The sequence below is a fragment of the Acidovorax sp. genome (assembly GCF_022763525.1).
Taxonomy (GTDB): domain Bacteria; phylum Pseudomonadota; class Gammaproteobacteria; order Burkholderiales; family Burkholderiaceae_C; genus Acidovorax.
Map to the genome: position 1 here is coordinate 19602 of NZ_JALEGG010000019.1, position 17428 is coordinate 37029.

Here is a 17428-nt window from a genome sequence, read left to right on the forward strand (position 1 = left end):
GGCGACCGCGGCGGGCGCTTCCATCTGTCCGGATGTGTTAGCGCGTCGGGGTCCAATGTAAGGACGACTTTGACGTTATCTTGTCTTGCCGACGACAATTTACGGGAAACTCCTCACTGGGTGAAACCCTGCCTCGGCGGCCAGGTGCTGCCGAGCACGGCGCAGGCTGTGGTTTGGAGGGCCTAAGAACCTGCTTGCGATCTTTTCGGGGCCGTGTTGGAGTGCCATCGTGATGAAGTGGATGCTTCGGCTGCGCCGTATAGGCTCATGCCCATGCGAGCAGCCGGGGCGTCAAAGCTCCGAGTTCATCAGCCGATTTCGCTCCAACCCTTCGGGCAGTGGTCTTTGCGGGCGGTCTGCCGCGTTGCGGCGTTTGCCAATAGCCGAGCTATTGGCCGCACACCGCGCCTTGCACACGATCCCGCAAAGACCGCTGCGCGACCCCTGGGAGATCGCAAGCAGGCTCTCACAGGGCGGTATCCTTCACGCCATGTACGCCCCGTTTTTCGGCCTCCAGCACCCGCCGTTCTCCATTGCGCCCGACCCACGCTACCTGTTCATGAGCGAGCGGCACCGCGAGGCGCTGGCGCATCTGCTGTACGGGCTGGATGCGGGCGGAGGCTTTGTGCTGCTCACCGGCGAGGTGGGCGCCGGCAAGACCACGGTGTGCCGCTGCTTCCTGGAGCAGATACCGCAGCACTGCAATGTGGCCTACATCTTCAACCCCAAGCTCACGGTGCGGGAGCTGCTGCGCTCCATCTGCGACGAGTTCGGCATACCCCACAAGCCCACCGTGCCGGGCGGCCTCGAGACCGTGAAGGACTACATTGATCCGCTCAACGCCTCCTTGCTGGCGGCGCATGGCGCGGGCCGCAACACGGTGCTCATCATCGACGAGGCGCAGAACCTCTCGGCCACCGTGCTGGAGCAGCTGCGACTGCTCACCAATCTGGAAACCAGCGAGCGCAAGCTGCTGCAGATCATCCTGATCGGCCAGCCCGAGCTGCGCGCCCTGGTGGCACACCCGTCCATGGAGCAACTGGCCCAGCGCGTGATCGCTCGCTTCCACCTGGGAGCGCTTACACCGCAGGAGACGCAGCAGTACATCGCGCATCGCATGGCGGTGGCCGGGCTCCAGGGGCCGCTGCCGTTTGACCGGCGTGCCATGCAGCGCGTGCACAAGCTCTCGCACGGGATTCCCCGGCGCATCAACCTGCTGTGCGACCGGGCGCTGCTGGGCGCCTACGCGGCCGGCGCACGGCAGGTGACCAAGGCCATCGTGGACCGCGCGGCGCGCGAGGTGTTCGATGCGCCGGCTTCGGCGGCTGGCGCGCATGGCGCTCGGCGCAGACTGCCGCGCTGGATGCATGCGGGGCTGGGCATGGTGGTGGGCGCCGCGGCCGTGGCGGCGGCCGGGTGGGCCGCGGGCCTGTGGCCCTCGCATCCGGGTGGCCCGGGCGGTGCCACCGCGAACCCGGCCCCGGCCCCGGCCGCGCCCAGCGTGGCGCCTGTGGCCTCCGCGGCTTCATCGGGTGCATCGGGTGGATTGGCAGGGGCGTCGGCTCCCGCCTCCGCTCCGGCGTCCGCGCCCGCTGCGGCAGCCTCCGCGGTCGCCCCAACGGTGACGCCCGCCGGGGCAGGTGCCGCCAGCGGGGCCGCAGGCTCCTCTCTGGAGCAATTCGTGCTCGCGCAGCCAGCTTCCGATGCGCCGGCCTGGCAGGCGCTGGCCGCTGCCTGGGGCGCCACCGTGCCCGCCGGGGGAGACGCGTGCACCGCGCTGCCGCGCGAGGGCCTGCGCTGCTACCGCAACCGCCGCGCGGGCCTGAACCTGGTGCGGCAGATCGACCGGCCCGTGCTCCTGGGCCTGTTCCCGTCGGAAGAGGCCGAGGCGCCCGTGCCGGTGTTGCTGCGCGCCTTGGACGCCGACACCGCCACGCTCGAAGGCGGCGGGCATACGTTGCGGGTGCCGGTGGCCGAGCTGGCCCAGGTGTGGCGCGGCGACATTGCCACGCTGTGGCGCGCCCCGGCGGGCATGCCCGAGCGCGGCGAGATCACCGACACCCCCGCTGGCACCGCCTGGCTGGACCAGCGCTTGGCGAGCAAGGCTGCGGGCGGCCCCGGCGCCTCCAGCCGGCCCATGACCCCCGCGCTGCGCCAGTCGCGCATCCACCGCTTCCAGCTGGCCCAGGGCGTGACGCCCGATGGCCGTGCCGGCCCACTCACGCTCATGCTGCTCAACCGTGCAGCGGGCGTGAACGAGCCGCGTCTGCGCAAGGGGGGCTGACCATGCTGTGCACCTTGAAGAACCTGCTGGGCGCCGCTCGTCTGCTCGTGGTGCAGTCCACTGCAGAGGGCCCACCGCGCAGTCCCCTGCCGCGCTGCAGAACGCCCAGAGGCGCGTCGCCTTTGCGTTGGCGTTTCACCCTGGCTGGCGGCCGCAGTGCTGCAGCGCATTCGGCGCCTGGTTGCCAGGCATTTCCCGGTTTTGTCGGCTTTCCCGGCTCTGGGCACCTCATCCTGCCAATTCACCATGTCATACATCCTTGATGCGTTGCGGCGCGCCGATGCCGAGCGCGGCCGGGGCGCCGTGCCGGGCTTGCACACGCAGGCGTCTGCGGCCACGGGCGCGCCGTTGCTGCCCGAGCGCGGCAGGCAGGCCAACCTGTGGCTGGTGGCCGCGGGTGTCGTGGGGGCGGCGGCCCTCGCCGCTGGAGGCACGTGGTGGGCATTGCGCCCGCAGGCGCCTGCCGTGCCCGTGGCGGTGGCCTCCGCACCGGTGGGGGCTGCTGCGCCATCGGCGCCCCCGGCCCCAGCGCCTGCCGTACCGACTCCTCCGGCCGAGACACCACCACCACCGCCGGCCGCGCGGCCTGTGGCGCCGCCACCGCCTGCCGCGGAGCGTGCTGCCGTGCCTGCGCGAACCGCCACGTCCCCCGAGGCCCGCACGCCCGAGCGACGCCCCGCCGAGCCGCGCAATGCGGCCGCCCAGCGCGAACAGCCCAAGGAACGCGAGCGCGACAAGCGCACCACGGCCGCGGACGATGCTCCCGCCCCGGCTGCCCGTGGCATGGCGCTCGAACCTGCGCGGTCGCGCAATGCCGCACCCGCCATCGCATCGTCCACACCTGCTCCGGCACCCGCTGCGCGCCCCGCTCCGGACGCGTCCGTGGCGCCCCCGCCCGCGGCCCCGGTGTTCACGCAGGCCGAGTTGCCCGAGGCGCTGCGCACGCAGTTGCCGGTGCTCAAGGTGACGGGGGCCACGCATTCCAGCAACCCGGCCTACCGCATGGCGATCGTCAATGGGCAGGTGCTGCACGAAGGCGACCAGGCAGCCCCGGGCCTGGTGCTGGAGCGCATCGAGCCGGGGCGCACCGTCTGGGCGTTCAGGGGCTATCGGTATGCCGTGGCCGCGCAGTGACGCCCTCACGCACCACGCAGAGCTCGGCGTGGTAGCGTGAATTCCTTCCTGGAAATGTTTTTAGCCAATGGGGCTGCTGGCGCTTGATAATCAAGCGCCAGCAGCTATCAAAATCATAGCGATTGACTGCTGCGCTCGCGGCAGGTCAGCGCAGAAATCTTCCGTCCCGCCCGACGAGCGTGAGCTCCACGAAGCGAGAAGCGTTGCGCTCCGGTGCCGACGCGTTGATCTCATAGCCCCCCAGGTCCCATTTCTTGAGGCTCCAGGCCGCGTCAAGGAAAGCGGCACGCGTCGGGTTGCGGCCCGCACGGTGCAAGGCCTCGGCGAACACGCGGGCGTTGATGTAGCCCTCCAGCGCCAGGTGCGATGCTTCGGCCGTGGCGCCCGATGCCTTCCAGGCTGCTTGAAAGTCGCGCACGACGGGCATCACCACATTGGAAGGCAGCGGCACCACCTGCGAGATGGCCATGCCGGTGGCGTCTGCGCCCAGCGCCTTTACCGTGGCGGGGGTGCCCATCACCGACAGGGCATACAGCGTCACCCCGCGCTGGAGCGCGCGGAATGCCTTCACGAACTCCAGCGTGGGCTTGCCTGCCAGGCCGATCACGATGGCTTCGAGGTTGCCCGTGGCCAGCTTGGCCGCCGCCGCGCCCGCATCCGATGCGTTGTTTTCCACCGTCACGGTGAGCGCCTCGGGCAGTTTGAGCCGGTCCATCGACTGCTTGGCTGCGCTGTAGACCTCTTTGCCGAAGGTGTTGTTCTGGTAGACGATCCCGATGCGCTGGATGCCGATGGTGGAAAGGTGCTGCACCAGCTTCTCGGCCTCGTCGGCGTAGCTGGCGCGGATGTTGAAGACGCTGCGGGCCTTGGTGCGGCTGAGCTGCGCGCCGGTAAAGGGCGCGAAGAACGGGACACCGCTGTCGATCACCTTGGGCAGCATGGCCTCGATCATGGGCGTGCCCATGCAGTTGAAGAGGGCGAAGGTGCTCGGGTCGGCCAGAAACTGCTCCACGTTGGCCAGCGCCTTGGGCACCTCGTAGGCATCATCCCGCGTGACGAGCTCGATGCTTTTGCCATGCACGCCGCCGCGTGCATTGATGGCGGCAAACGCGGCTTTCGCGCCCTGGTGCATGGCGGAACCCAGGTCGCCCAGCGGGCCGGTCAGGGCCGTGGATTGGGCGATGCGGATGGCGCCCTCCTGGGCGCGGGCCGCGCCCAGGCCCAGCCAGGGCAGGGCAGCAGCCGCCAACACATGGCGCCGGGGAATGCGGGATGAAGACGCGTCGGCCGGCCTGGACGGGCTGGCAAAGCGCGGGGTGTGGGGCATGGGTGTCTCCTCGATCTTGTTCCGCCTTGACCGCAGGGGCGACGGACGGCGGGGAGCGTCATCATCCCGTCAAGATTGGCATTTTTTTGTCTGCCTGACGACAATTCGGATCGTGGTATTCCCGCATCCGCGCCGGCCCGCAATGGCGCGTCGCTTCTTTACCATTGCCACGATGGACACCCGCATGAACCAGGATCTCTCGCTGCACCAGCGGCGTCGGCCGCCCACCGACGAGGAGCTGGACGGCATTCCGTGGCTCCGCTTGCTGCTGCCCGCCGAGCGCGAGCGGGCCATTGCCTCGCTGTTGGTGGGCGACGCGCGGGCCGGCGACTACGTGTGCCGCGTGGGGCGCCCGGTCACCTATTGGTTTGGGGTGGTGCAGGGGCTGCTCAAGATGAGCAGCGACAACGCGCAGGGGCAGACCATGACCTACGCCGGGCTGCCGCCGGGCGGCTGGTTTGGGGAAGGCACGGCCTTGAAGCGCGAGCCCTACCGGTACAACATCCAGGCCTTGCGCAAGAGCGTGGTGGCCGGGCTGCCCATCGACAGCTTTCACTGGCTGCTGGACCACTCCATCGGCTTCAACCGGTTTGTGATGAACCAGCTCAACGAGCGCCTGGGCCAGTTCATCGCCGCGCGCGAGATCGACCGGCTGAATAATCCCGACGTGCGTGTGGCGCGCAGCCTGGCGTCGCTGTTCAACCCCGTGCTGTACCCGGGCGTGGGCGAGGTGCTGCGCATCACGCAGCAGGAGCTGGCCTATCTGGTGGGGCTGTCGCGCCAGCGGGTGAACGAGGCGCTGGCGGCGCTGGAATCGCAGGGCGCGATCCGCGTCGAATACGGGGGCCTGCGGGTGCTGGACCTGGCGGCGCTGCGGTCTAGCGTGGCACCCCCCTGAGGGGAGACGCAGCCCTCGCTGCGGGGCGGCCATTGCTCGGCTGCCCTGGCCTGCGGCACGCCGGTATCGGAGGTCTGGCGGTAGGGGTGAAGGCCTGGCCGGGTGCGCCGCAGCGTCTGGGCCGCTGCCTCCCGCCCAGCACCGCGCCAGTGACGACCTGCGCAGGTTCAGCCGCGAGGCAGTGCAGGAGCGCGTGTGGTGGCAGAGGCCAAATTGCGCGGGGCGGCAGCACGGGCTGGAGCCGGCACCGGACGGGCCGACGCCGACGGGCCAGACAACCCCCAGCCGTCCTCGTCGACTCCGTCGTTGCGCGAGAGGCGGAAGGTGCCCACCATCTGCGTGAGCCGCCCCGCCTGGTCCTTGAGACTGTCCGCCGCCGCCGCGCCTTCTTCCACCAGTGCGGCGTTCTGCTGCGTCATCTCCTCCAGCGCGCCCACCGAATGGCTCACGTGGCCGATGCGCTGGCTTTGCTCCTGGGTGGCGGCAGTGATCTCGCCCATGATGTCGGACACGCGGCGCACCGACAGCACCAACTCCTGGATGGTCTTGCCGGCGTGATTCACGAGCGTGCTGCCTTCCTGTACCTGCTCGACGCTGGTGCTGATCAAGGTCTTGATCTCGCGTGCCGCGTTGGCCGAGCGGCCGGCCAGGCTGCGCACTTCGCCGGCCACCACGGCAAAGCCCCGGCCCTGCTCGCCAGCGCGGGCCGCCTCGACGGCGGCGTTGAGCGCGAGGATGTTGGTCTGGAACGCGATGCCGTCGATCACGCTGATGATGTCGGCAATCTTGCGTGAGCTGGCGCTGATGGTGTCCATGGTGCTCACCACCTGCGACACCACCTCCCCGCCGCGCGTGGCCGTCTCGGATGCCGTGGACGCGAGCTGGTTGGCCTGGCGGGCCGAATCCGCGCTTTGGGACACCGTGCCGGTCAGATCCTCCAGCGACGAGGCCGCGCTTTGCAGGTTGTGCGAGGTCTGCTCGGTGCGCTGGCTCAGGTCCAGGTTGCCCGAGGCCACCTCGGAGCTGGCCACGAGGATGGAGTCGGCAGCCTGGCTGATCTCGCCCACCAAGGTGCGCAGGCGCTCCTGCATGGCGGCAATGGCTTCGAGCAGCCGCCCGGTTTCATCGTGGATGCGCACCTCGACTTGCGAGGTGAGGTCGCCGCGCGCAATGCGCTCGGCCACCACCACCGCGCGGCCAATCGGGGCCGTGATGCTTGCAGTGATGCGCCAGGCAATCAGCACGCCGAGCCCGATGGCCAGAAGCACCAGCAGGCCGCCCACCAAGCGGGCCTGGCCTTGCGTGCGCTCGGTCGACGCCGTGGCTTCGGCATTCAGCGTGTTCTGCAGTTCGATGAGTTCGCCGAGCTTGGCCCGCCAGGCGGTCTCGCTGGGGGCCACGCGGGTCATCAGCGCCAGCGTGGCGCTCACAGTGTCGCCGTCGTCAGCGGACTTGATGGCAATGTCGAGTTCGGGGCGGGTTTTCTTGCCCAGGTCCTGCACTTCACCCAGCAGCTTGATCTCGGCGGGCGTGGCGTTGGCGGGGGTCAGCAGCTCGGCCAGCGCGGCTTCCTGGGTGGTATACGTCTTGAGTGTCTTGGCCACCGCTGCAATCTGTTCGCGCGCCTGCTTGGGGTCAATGTCGTTGAGCATGGCGGCCGAGCGGCTCTGGATGCCGATGGCGCTCACGCTTTCGAGCATGCTGTTGACCAGCTTGGCCTTTTGGGCACCCACCCCGGTGATGTTGCGCATCTGGTCATGCACCTTGCCTACCGAGAGCTGGCCCAGGGCCGCCACGGCCACCAGCAGCACCAGCAGGCATCCAAAGCCCAGCCCCAGTCGGCTGGAGATCGACAGGGATTTCAAAGAGGTGGCGGGCTGCATGGTGTTTCCTTCTTGGCTCTGGGGCCAGTCAATCGTGGTGGAGCGGGATAAGCAATAAAGGTACCCGCCTCATTCAGGAGCTAGGGAGCTACTGCTTCCTGGGGCGTGGCGTCGGCGCGGACTAAAACCAGTGTAGGCAAAAAGAACGATTTGTGTCATGACGTAAACGGATCCCAATATGCCCTTTGTGCATGGGCTGCCTTGTTACAAATTTCCGGGTGTCTGGTGCCTATGAGCTGTTGCAGTATCACTGCTGCGAGTTTCAGGTCAAACTGGTGTTTACGCTGGTCCAATCGGCGCAAAATGCTATTCAAAATGTAGCAAGGCGTTTCCTTCCGCGAGGGCCCTGGATCGCGCGCCAGGAACGCATCAGGTATAAACCCGTTACAGATACGAGGCCCGCGATGAAACCATCTTCCTCTTCCCTGGTGCGCCGCATGGCTGCTGCAGCGCTGGGAGGCGCAGCCCTGGCGGGCTGTGCAACGGCGCCCGCGCCGGAGTCACCGCAGCGCGAGCTGGTCGTTGCCGTGACGGCCTCGCACGAGCTCATCACCTTCCAGGCCGGCCAGCCGGACCGCATCCTGGAGCGGCGCGCGGTCACGGGCCTGCCGGCGGGCGAGCGCCTGGTGGGCATCGACTTTCGGGTGGCGCGCGGCGTGCTCTATGCGCTCTCGCAAGCGGGGCGCCTGTACACGCTGGACATCCCCACCGGTGCGCTGCGCGCGGTTGGCCCGGGGCCGGCCGTTGTGGGATTGCGGGGCACGGCGTTTGGCTTTGACTTCAACCCGGTGGCGGACCGGATCCGGGTGGTGTCGAACACCGGCCAGAACCTGCGACTGCACCCCGACACCGGCGCCGCCGTCGACGGCGCCCCAGCGGTAGACGGCGTACAGCCCGATCCGGCCCTGCGCTACGCCTGGAGCGACGTCCACGCCGGCCGCGCGCCCGATATCGCCGGTGCTGCCTACACCTACAACACGCAGGACAGCAAGATCACCACCAACTACGCGATCGATCGTGCGCTCGGCGTGCTGGTCATGCAAGGCTCGCGCGAAGGCGCCACACCCGTGGTGTCGCCCAACACCGGCCAGCTGCGTACCGTGGGCTCGCTGGGCCTGCCGCCGTTGCTGGACGTGGCGTTCGATATCTCGGACGTGGGCAACACCGCGCTGATCGCGGTGCGCACCACGGTCGACAGCCAGACCCACCTGCACCTGGTGGACCTGCGCACGGGGGCCACCCGGCCGTTGGGCAAAGTGGGTGAAGGCGCCCCCCTGGTCGGCATGGCCATCGAACCATGAGCCACACCTGCTCGGCCCCGCGCACCGCCAGACGGGCGGTGGCCTGCGCGGCCATGGCATGGCTGGCTGCCCTGCCCACGGCGGCCTCGGCCGCCACGGTGCAGGTCGAGGTGATGGATGCGGCGGGCAAGCCGCTGGCCGACGCTGTGGTGTTCCTCGAATCCGCCGAAGCGCGCAGGGCAGCCAAGCCGTTGGCCGGCGCGGAGATGGCGCAGGAAAAGCGGCAATTCGTGCCCGGCGTGCTGGTGGTGCCCGTAGGGACCGAGGTGCGCTTCCCCAACCACGACTCCGTGCGGCACCACGTGTATTCGTTTTCGCCGGCCAAGAAGTTCGAACTCAAGCTCTACACCGGCACGCCCGCCAACCCCGTGCTGTTCGACCGCCCGGGCGTGGCTGTGCTGGGCTGCAACATCCATGACCAGATGGTCGGCTGGGTGGTGGTGGTCGAGACCCCGTACTACGCGCGCACGCCCAGCGCATCCGGCCGCGCGCAGATCGACAACGTGCCGCCCGGCACCTACACCTTGCGCACTTGGCACACGCGGTTGCCCGTGGGCGCGCCCGCGCAGGAGCAGGTGCTTGCCGTGCCTGCCACCGGGGCAGCCCTTGCATCGGTGCGCATGACGGGGTTGCTGCCTTGACGCTGCGCTCACCCTGGCACAGCCTGATCGTTCGGCTGGTCGGGCTCTCGCTGCTGCTCTTGCTCATCGTGCAGGCGGCAGGCTTTGCGGTGGTGCGCGCCACCATTGACCGCAATGCCCGCGCGCAGATCGCGCAGGCGCTGGACCTGGACGAGAACGTCTGGCGCCGGCTGCTGGAGCAGAACGCCGACAAGCTCCGCCAGGGCTCCGCGTTGCTGGCTGCCGACTACGGCTTTCGCTCGGCCGTGAATTCGGGCGACGAGGAAACCATCCAGTCGGTGCTGGAGAACCATGGCAGCCGCATCGGCGCTGCCGTCACCGCCTTGTTGGGCACCGATTTGGAACTGCGCGCGGCCAGCCTGTCGGGCCGCATGGAAGCGTTCCCCGCCACCTTGCATGCCTTGGTCCCGCCGCTGGCTGCTCGGCCGCAGGGTAGCCAGATCGCGGTGATGGATGGCGTGCCCTACCAGTTCGTGATGGTGCCGCTGCGCGCGCCGGTGGTCATTGGGTGGGTGCTCATGGGGTTCCCGGTCAACCAGACCCTGGCCGACGAGATGCGGCAACTGCTGTCGGTGCACGTGGCGCTGGTGGTGAAGGGTGCGGACGGTGCGGCGAAGGTGCCGGTGAGCACGCTGCCGCCGGGCTCGCTGGCGTTGTTGCAAAGCCGGGGCGTGCCCTCGGGCGAGCTGCAGACACCCGAGGGCACGCTGCTGGCGCGCGCCATCCGCCTGGACAGCCAGGGGGGCGAGGTGCAGGCGCTGCTGCTGCGGTCCGTGGACGAAGTGCTGGCCCCCTACCGGCAGTTGCAGGTGCTGCTGGCCATCATCACGGTGGCCGGTGTGCTGCTGTTTGCCGTGGGCACGGGGCTGGTGGCGCAGCGCCTGACCACGCCGCTGCGCTCGCTGCTGGCCGCCACGCGGCGGCTCTCGCGCGGTGAATACGACGTGCCGCTGGAACACACCGATCGCAGCGACGAGATCGGCAATCTCGCGCGCTCGTTCGACCACATGCGGGTGGACATCGCCGCGCAGCAGAGCGAGGTACGCCGCTTGGCCTATTGGGACCGGCTCACCGGCCTGCCCAACCGGGAGCGCTTTCGCGAGGCGGTGGTGTCGGCCATCGCACAAACCGCCGACAGCGTGGCGCCCCGGCCATCGCTGGCCGTGCTCACGCTCGACCTGGACCGTTTCAAGCACGTGAACGACGTGCTTGGCTACGCCTTTGGCGACCGCCTGCTGCAGGCCGTGGCCGAGCGGCTGCGCCAGCAGGTGCCGGAGCCTGGGCACATGATCGCCCGGCTGGGCGGCAACGAGTTCGCGGTGCTGCTGCAGGGGGCCGATGCGGCCACCGCCCAGGCCACGGCGCTGCGCATCACGCATTCGTTCGAGGCGCCGCTGGCCTTTGCGGACCAGACGGTGGACCTGAGTGCCGGCATCGGCATCGCCTGCTGGCCCCGGGATGCCGACGACGCGGACACGCTGCTCAGCCGCTCCGAGATCGCCATGTATGCCGCCAAGCGCCAGCTCAGCGGAGCGCAGCAGTACGACCCCTCCTTCGATTCGGCCAGCACCCAGACCCTTTCGCTGCTGACCGAGCTGCGCCACGCCGTGGAGCACCACGAGCTGCGCCTGTACCTGCAGCCCAAGGTCCCGTTGCACGGGCAGCCGGGCCGCGCGGCCGAGGCCCTGGTGCGCTGGCAGCACCCGCAGCGCGGCCTGGTGCCGCCCATGCAGTTCATCCCGTTCGCCGAGCAGACAGGGTTTGTGCGGCAGCTCACGCTGTGGATGCTGGAAGAGGTGGCTCGGCTGCTGGCCGACCCCCGCACGCGCGGCCTGGCGCTGCGGGTGTCGGTCAACCTGTCCACGCGCGACCTGCTGGACCCAGAACTCAGCAACCGTCTGGCCGACATCCTGCTGCGCCACGGCGTGCCGGCCAGCGGCTTCTGCCTGGAGATCACCGAGAGCGCCATCATGGACGACCCCCAGCGCGCCGAGGCCATGCTCAACCGCCTTTCGGAGCAGGGCTTCAAGCTGTCCATCGACGACTTCGGCACCGGGTATTCGTCGCTGGCCTACCTCAAGCGGCTGCCGGTGGATGAACTCAAGATCGACAAATCCTTCGTGATGAGCATGCAGACGGACCAGGACGACGCCATGATCGTGCGCTCGACCATCGATCTGGCGCACAACCTGGGGCTCACGGTGGTGGCTGAGGGGGTGGAGAACGCCGCCATCCTGGAGAGCCTGCGCACGCTGGCCTGCGACGAGGCGCAGGGCTACCATATCGCGCGGCCCATGCCGGTGGCCGATTTCCTGGCTTGGGAGCCGCACAGCACAGGCGCTGCGCAGGCCTCCTGAAGCGGCTGCGCGGTGCCTTTTCGGGCTCGCGAGGCCGCGCAAGCGAAAATACGCCCAATGTCTTCCTCCAGTTCACGCCCGCCGTCCGGCCCGGCTCCGGATGCTGCCGCCCCCGCGGCCCGCCCCGTGCTGCGCCGGCCCACGCTGACGGTCGCGGCCAAGGCGGCGCCCGCGCGGCCCGCCCCGGCACCTGCACCCCGTCCGCGTCCGTCCGCACCGCCCCGCTCGCCTGCACCCACCGGCTACCGCACCGCCTCGGGCGGGCCGTTCGTGGCCCCGGTGCGCCAGGCGCCGGCCAAGGCTCCCGTGCCTGCGGGCAGCCTGCCCACCTCGCGCCTGAACAAGCGCATGGCCGAGCTGGGCCTGTGCTCGCGCCGCGAGGCGGATGCTTGGATCGCCCAGGGCTGGGTCAAGGTCAACGGCCAGGTGGCGGAGATGGGCGTGCAGGTGCTGCCCACCGACCGCATCGAAGTGGACAAGGCTGCCCAGGGGTTCCAGGAGCAGCGCGTCACCATTTTGCTGAACAAGCCCGTGGGCTACGTGAGCGGCCAGGCCGAAGACGGACACACGCCGGCCGTGGCGCTCATCAATCCCCGCACGCACTGGCGTGAAGATTCCAGCCGCAACCGGTTTTCGCCGCCGCAGCTGCGCGGCCTGGCGCCCGCCGGGCGGCTCGATATCGACTCGGTGGGCCTGCTCGTGCTCACGCAGGACGGCCGCGTGGCGCGCCAGCTGATTGGCGAAGATTCCACCGTGGACAAGGAGTATCTGGTCCGCGTGCAGTATGGCGATATCGCCACCGACGTACAGGCGGCCTTCCCGCGCGAGCAGCTCGCGCGGCTGTGCCACGGGTTGTCGCTCGACGGCCAGGCGCTCAAGCCAGCCAAGGTGGAATGGCAGAACCCCGAGCAGCTGCGATTTGTGCTCACCGAAGGCAAGAAGCGCCAGATCCGCCGCATGTGCGAGCTGGTGGGCCTGAAGGTGGTCGGCCTCAAGCGCATCCGCATCGGCCGCGTGACGCTGGGCAACCTGCCGGTCGGCCAATGGCGCTACCTTTCGCCCCACGAGCGGTTTTGAGCGATCGGGCTCCTTCCGCACGCCCACCGCCTTGCTTCAGGAGCCTTTTGTCATGACGCCACCCTCGCCACGCGCTGACGCCGGTTCCGGCTCCGCGAGAACTGCGGCCAAGCCGTCCCAGCGGGTCTCCAAGACCGGACCGATGAAACAGTTGCGCGCGTCGGACCTGCGCGGCGTGGCACGGCTGGCTGCGCAGGCCACCATCAGCGTCAGCCGCGTGGCCGAGGGCGTGCACCAGTCGGTGCTGGGAACGCTGGGCCTGCCCGGCGGTGCGCAGCCGGGGCAGGCGCGGGGCTTGACGGGGCTGGTCTACCAGAGCGTCCGGGGCGTGACCCGCCTGGTGGACGCCGGTCTGCAGGCGGGCCTGGCCCGGCTGGAGCCGTTTTTTGAGGCCGAGACGCCGCCGTCTGGCGTGCAGTGGGAACGTGAAGCCGTGCTGGCCGCGCTCAATGGCGTGATGGGCGACCGCCTGCAGAACGATGGCAACCCGCTGTGCACCCGCATGGGCTGGTACCAGCACGGGCTGCCGCTCGACCTTCCCACACTCGCCGCCAGGGGGGCAGCCACCGGCAAGCTGCTGGTGCTGGTGCACGGCCTGTGCATGAACGACCTGCAGTGGCAGCGCGACGGCCACGACCATGGTGCCCACTTGGCCCAGGCCCTGGGCTACACCCCGGTGTACCTGCGCTACAACACCGGGCTGCACATTTCCGACAACGGAGCCCAGCTCAGCGCGCAGCTGCATGAACTGGTGGCGCGCTGGCCCGTCCCGGTGTCGGAGCTGTCGCTGCTGGCCCACAGCATGGGCGGGCTGGTGGCGCGCAGCGCGTGCGCGCAGGCGGCTGCGCCCGGTGCGCCAGACGCTGCCTGGCTGCCCTTGCTGCGGCACCTGGTGTTTCTGGGCACGCCGCACCATGGTGCGCCGCTTGCGCGGGCTGGCCAATGGGTGCACGCATTGCTGGGCCGTTCGGTCTATTCGCGTCCCTTTGCGCGCCTGGCGCGGCTGCGCAGCGCGGGCATCACGGACCTGCACTATGGCCACCTGCTCGCATCCGACTGGCAAGGCCGAGACCGCTTTCGCCAAAGCCCCGACGCGCGCACCCCTGTGCCGCTGCCCGCCGGTGTGGCGGCTTACGCCGTGGCAGCCACGCTAGGCGCGCGGCGTGGGGCGGCTGCAGAGCGGCTGCTGGGTGACGGGCTTGTGCCACTGCGCAGCGCGCTGGGCGTGCACGACGAGGCCGGGCGCACGCTGGGGTTTCCCAAAGGGCGGCAAGCCGTTTGCTACTGCATGGGGCACCTGCAACTCCTGGGGGATGTGCGCGTGGCGCAGCAGCTCGAGCGCTGGCTGGGGTCTTGAGAATCCGTTCCCACAACCGCACAACCGCCCCAAAGGACGCTTTTTTCACCCCAGCGGGCTTGCCGCCTGCCGGGGGGCCGCTACCATCGTGCCCCACAGGAATGTAACAAGGAGAAACGTGTGAGCGAAGCGAAATACCGCCTGGTGACCCGCAGCGACTTTGACGGCTTGGTTTGCGCCGTGCTGCTCAATGAGCTGGACCTCATCGACGAGATCACCTTTGTGCATCCCAAGGACATGCAGGACGGCAAGGTGGCCATCACCAGCCGCGACATCACCACCAACCTGCCCTACGTGCCGGGGGCGCACCTGGTGTTCGACCACCACGAGTCCGAAACCGTGCGCAACTCGGGCCGGCGCGACACCAACCACATCATCGAGGCCCATGCCCCATCGGCCGCGCGCGTGGTTTACAACCACTACGGCGGCAAGGCGGCGTTCCCGCGCATCACCGACGAGATGATGGCGGCGGTGGACCAGGCCGACTCCGCGCAGTACTCCCGCGAGGACATCCTCGACCCGCAGGGCTGGGTGCTGCTGAACTACATGATGGATTCGCGCACGGGCCTGGGGCGCTTTCGCGACTTCCGCATCAGCAACTACACGCTGATGATGGACCTGATCAAGTACTGCCGCGACCACACCATCGACGAAATCCTGGCGCTGCCCGACGTGCAGGAGCGCGTGCAGCTCTACCGCGAGCATGCCCCCAAGGCCCAGGAACAGCTGCGCCGCTGCGCCATCCGCATCGGCAGGCTGGTGGTGCTGGACCTGCGCGAGGAAGAGACCATCTGGGCCACCAACCGCTTCATGATCTACGCGCTGTTCCCTGACTGCAATATCTCCATCCACGTGATGTGGGGCCTGCAGAAGCAGAACACCGTGTTCGCCACGGGCAAATCCATTCTGGATCGCAGCAGCCAGGTGCACGTGGGCAACCTGATGCTGGAGTTTGGCGGTGGCGGGCACGCCGCCGCGGGCACCTGCCAAGTGGCCAACGACAAGGCCGACGGCATCCTGCAGGCGCTCGTGCAGCGCATCTCCACGGCGGGCTGAACGCCGCCCGTCCCTGCGGGTGCAAGACCGCTGCGCGCCGGCTTGCCCCGTTGGGGCTTGAAACCCGCCCAACCGCCCCTATGTGCCGCCTGCCGGGCCCCGGCGGGCGGTTTCACGCCGCCTCGGCCCCCTTGTTTTTTGTGACTCCACCGAGGGAAATCCATCCATGAGCAAACAAACCCTGTCCTTCCAGGCGGAGGTGGCGCAGCTGCTGCACCTGGTCACCCACTCGCTGTACTCCAACCAGGAGATCTTCCTGCGCGAGCTGATCTCCAACGCGTCGGACGCCTGCGACAAGCTGCGCTTCGAAGCCCTGAACAACAATGCCCTGTACGAAGACGCGCCCAACCTGGAAGTGCGCGTGAGCTTCGACAAGGCCGCCAAGACACTGACCATCACAGACAACGGCATCGGCATGAGCCAGCAGGAGGCCATCGACCACCTGGGCACCATCGCCAAGAGCGGCACCAAGGACTTCATGGGCAAGCTCTCGGGCGACCAGAAGGCTGACGCCCAGCTCATCGGCCAGTTTGGCGTGGGCTTCTATTCCGGTTTCATCGTGGCCGACAAGATCACCGTGGAATCGCGCCGCGCGGGCCTGAAGGCCGAGGAAGGCGTGCGCTGGATCAGCAGTGGCACGGGCGACTTCGAAGTCGAAACCATCACCCGTCCCGCCCGCGGCACCAGCATCATCCTGCACCTGCGCGACGACGCCGAGGAGTTTCTGAACGCCTGGAAGCTCAAGTCCGTCATCGCCAAGTATTCCGACCACATCAGCCTGCCCATCCTCATGGAAAAGGAAGAGTGGAAGGACGGCGAGCTCATCAACCCCAATGACGAGAACGGTGGCCGCCAGCCCGGCGGCATGGTCAAGACGGGTGAGTGGGAAACGGTGAACAAGGCGAGCGCCCTGTGGACGCGCCCCAAGAAGGACATCACCGACGAGCAGTACGCCGAGTTCTACAAGACCATCAGCCATGACCACGAGGCGCCGCTCACCTGGGCGCACAACCGCGTGGAGGGCAACACCGAGTACACGCAGCTGCTGTACATCCCGGCCAAGGCGCCGTTCGACCTGTGGAACCGCGACAAGAAGGCGGGCGTGAAGCTGTACGTCAAGCGCGTCTTCATCATGGACGACGCCGAGGCGCTGATGCCCACCTATCTGCGCTTCGTCAAGGGCGTGATCGACTCGGCCGACCTGCCGCTGAACGTGAGCCGCGAGCTGCTGCAGGAAAGCCGCGATGTGCGCGCCATCCGCGAAGGCTCGACCAAGCGCGTGCTGAGCATGCTGGAAGACCTGGCCAAGCACGACAGGCACGAAGCCGCTGCGGCCGAAGGCGCCGATGGTGTGACGGACGTGGTGAGCGAGGAAGACAAGGCCAAGGAAGGCAAGTACACCGCGTTCTACAGCGAGTTTGGTGCAGTGCTCAAGGAAGGCCTGGGCGAGGACTTTGCCAACCGCGAGCGCCTGGCCAAGCTGCTGCGCTTTGCCTCCACGCAAAGCGACGCCGTGAGCGTGTCCTTTGCCGACTACAAGGCCCGCATGAAGGAAGGCCAGGAGGCCATCTACTACATCACGGCCGACACGCTCGCCGCCGCCAAGAACAGTCCGCAGCTCGAAGTCTTCAAGAAGAAGGGTATCGAGGTGCTGCTCATGACCGACCGCGTGGACGAGTGGGCGCTGAACTATTTGCACGAGTTCGATGGCACCCCGCTGCAAAGCGTGGCCAAGGGTGCCGTGGACCTGGGCAAGCTCCAGGACGAGGCCGAGAAGAAGGCGGCTGAGGAAGCCGCCGAAGCCTTCAAGCCCGTGCTGGCCAAGCTCAAGGAAGCGCTCAAGGACAAGGCCGAGGACGTGCGCGTGACCACGCGCCTGGTCGATTCCCCCGCCTGCCTGGTGGTGCAGGACGACGGCATGAGCACCCAGCTCGCGCGCCTGCTCAAGCAGGCTGGCCAGCAGGCGCCGGCCACCAAGCCCGTGCTGGAGGTGAATGCCGAGCATGCGCTGGTCAAGAAACTCGAAGGCAGCGTGCACTTCCATGACCTGGCGCACATCCTGTTCGACCAGGCGCTGCTGGCCGAAGGCGGCTTGCCGGCCGACCCGGCGGCC

12 protein-coding genes are annotated in these 17428 nt (G+C 68.6%); 10 read left to right on the forward strand and 2 right to left on the reverse strand.

Annotated elements, in window-relative coordinates:
- Positions 1-490 precede the first annotated feature (490 nt).
- Together MRY84_RS01500 and MRY84_RS01505 are read left to right on the forward strand one after the other, a co-directional pair.
- Entirely contained in the window at positions 491-2284 is a 1794-nt protein-coding gene (locus MRY84_RS01500; protein ID WP_291503999.1) for an AAA family ATPase, read from the forward strand.
- A gap of 246 nt (positions 2285-2530) precedes the next feature.
- Entirely contained in the window at positions 2531-3418 is an 888-nt protein-coding gene (locus tag MRY84_RS01505) for a general secretion pathway protein GspB (protein ID WP_291504000.1), read from the forward strand.
- Between the two features lie 145 nt (positions 3419-3563).
- On the opposite strand, the gene MRY84_RS01510 is transcribed toward MRY84_RS01505, so the two are convergent.
- Entirely contained in the window at positions 3564-4745 is a 1182-nt protein-coding gene (locus MRY84_RS01510) for an ABC transporter substrate-binding protein (protein WP_291504001.1), read from the reverse strand.
- 184 nt (positions 4746-4929) lie between these two features.
- Here MRY84_RS01510 and MRY84_RS01515 point away from each other — a divergent pair, with 184 nt between their 5' ends.
- Entirely contained in the window at positions 4930-5643 is a 714-nt protein-coding gene (locus MRY84_RS01515; RefSeq protein ID WP_291504002.1) for a Crp/Fnr family transcriptional regulator, read from the forward strand.
- A gap of 167 nt (positions 5644-5810) precedes the next feature.
- Here MRY84_RS01515 and MRY84_RS01520 read toward each other — a convergent pair whose 3' ends face one another.
- Positions 5811-7526 carry a methyl-accepting chemotaxis protein gene (locus MRY84_RS01520; RefSeq protein ID WP_291504003.1) on the reverse strand — a complete coding sequence of 572 codons (1716 nt, stop codon included), beginning with the start codon at positions 7524-7526 and terminating at the stop codon, positions 5811-5813.
- Between the two features lie 404 nt (positions 7527-7930).
- Between MRY84_RS01520 and MRY84_RS01525 the strand changes: the two genes are divergently transcribed.
- The 7 genes from MRY84_RS01525 to htpG all read left to right on the forward strand — a co-directional run.
- Positions 7931-8827: a DUF4394 domain-containing protein gene (locus tag MRY84_RS01525; protein WP_291504004.1), complete on the forward strand. Its 897-nt coding sequence runs from the start codon at positions 7931-7933 to the stop codon at positions 8825-8827.
- A gap of 53 nt (positions 8828-8880) precedes the next feature.
- On the forward strand, positions 8881-9468 hold the full coding sequence (locus tag MRY84_RS01530) for a methylamine utilization protein (protein ID WP_291504011.1): 588 nt from the start codon (positions 8881-8883) through the stop codon (positions 9466-9468).
- Complete coding sequence (locus tag MRY84_RS01535; protein WP_291504005.1) at positions 9465-11825, forward strand: EAL domain-containing protein; 2361 nt, start codon at positions 9465-9467, stop codon at positions 11823-11825. The genes MRY84_RS01530 and MRY84_RS01535 overlap by 4 nt, the downstream gene beginning before the upstream one ends.
- A 57-nt stretch (positions 11826-11882) precedes the next feature.
- Positions 11883-12902: a pseudouridine synthase gene (locus tag MRY84_RS01540; RefSeq protein WP_291504006.1), complete on the forward strand. Its 1020-nt coding sequence runs from the start codon at positions 11883-11885 to the stop codon at positions 12900-12902.
- A gap of 142 nt (positions 12903-13044) precedes the next feature.
- A complete protein-coding gene (locus tag MRY84_RS01545; RefSeq protein WP_291504007.1) occupies positions 13045-14259 on the forward strand; it encodes an alpha/beta hydrolase in 1215 nt (404 codons plus the stop codon).
- 120 nt (positions 14260-14379) lie between these two features.
- A complete protein-coding gene (locus MRY84_RS01550) occupies positions 14380-15315 on the forward strand; it encodes an exopolyphosphatase (RefSeq protein ID WP_291504008.1) in 936 nt (311 codons plus the stop codon).
- Between the two features lie 166 nt (positions 15316-15481).
- Positions 15482-17428 (forward strand): molecular chaperone HtpG (gene htpG / locus MRY84_RS01555; RefSeq protein WP_291504009.1); only part of this gene is annotated, 1947 nt, incomplete at its 3' end.

What these genes read in the sequence shown, in the direction of transcription:
- MRY84_RS01545 (WP_291504007.1), top strand. Translation starts at nt 13,045, where the DNA reads ATGAAACAGTTGCGCGCGTCGGACCTGCGCGGCGTGGCACGGCTGGCT.
- MRY84_RS01530 (WP_291504011.1), top strand. Translation starts at nt 8,881, where the DNA reads ATGGCATGGCTGGCTGCCCTGCCCACGGCGGCCTCGGCCGCCACGGTG.
- MRY84_RS01525 (WP_291504004.1), top strand. Translation starts at nt 7,931, where the DNA reads ATGAAACCATCTTCCTCTTCCCTGGTGCGCCGCATGGCTGCTGCAGCG.
- MRY84_RS01520 (WP_291504003.1), bottom strand. Translation starts at nt 7,526, where the DNA reads ATGCAGCCCGCCACCTCTTTGAAATCCCTGTCGATCTCCAGCCGACTG.
- MRY84_RS01510 (WP_291504001.1), bottom strand. Translation starts at nt 4,745, where the DNA reads ATGCCCCACACCCCGCGCTTTGCCAGCCCGTCCAGGCCGGCCGACGCG.
- MRY84_RS01515 (WP_291504002.1), top strand. Translation starts at nt 4,930, where the DNA reads ATGAACCAGGATCTCTCGCTGCACCAGCGGCGTCGGCCGCCCACCGAC.
- MRY84_RS01505 (WP_291504000.1), top strand. Translation starts at nt 2,531, where the DNA reads ATGTCATACATCCTTGATGCGTTGCGGCGCGCCGATGCCGAGCGCGGC.
- MRY84_RS01540 (WP_291504006.1), top strand. Translation starts at nt 11,883, where the DNA reads ATGTCTTCCTCCAGTTCACGCCCGCCGTCCGGCCCGGCTCCGGATGCT.
- MRY84_RS01500 (WP_291503999.1), top strand. Translation starts at nt 491, where the DNA reads ATGTACGCCCCGTTTTTCGGCCTCCAGCACCCGCCGTTCTCCATTGCG.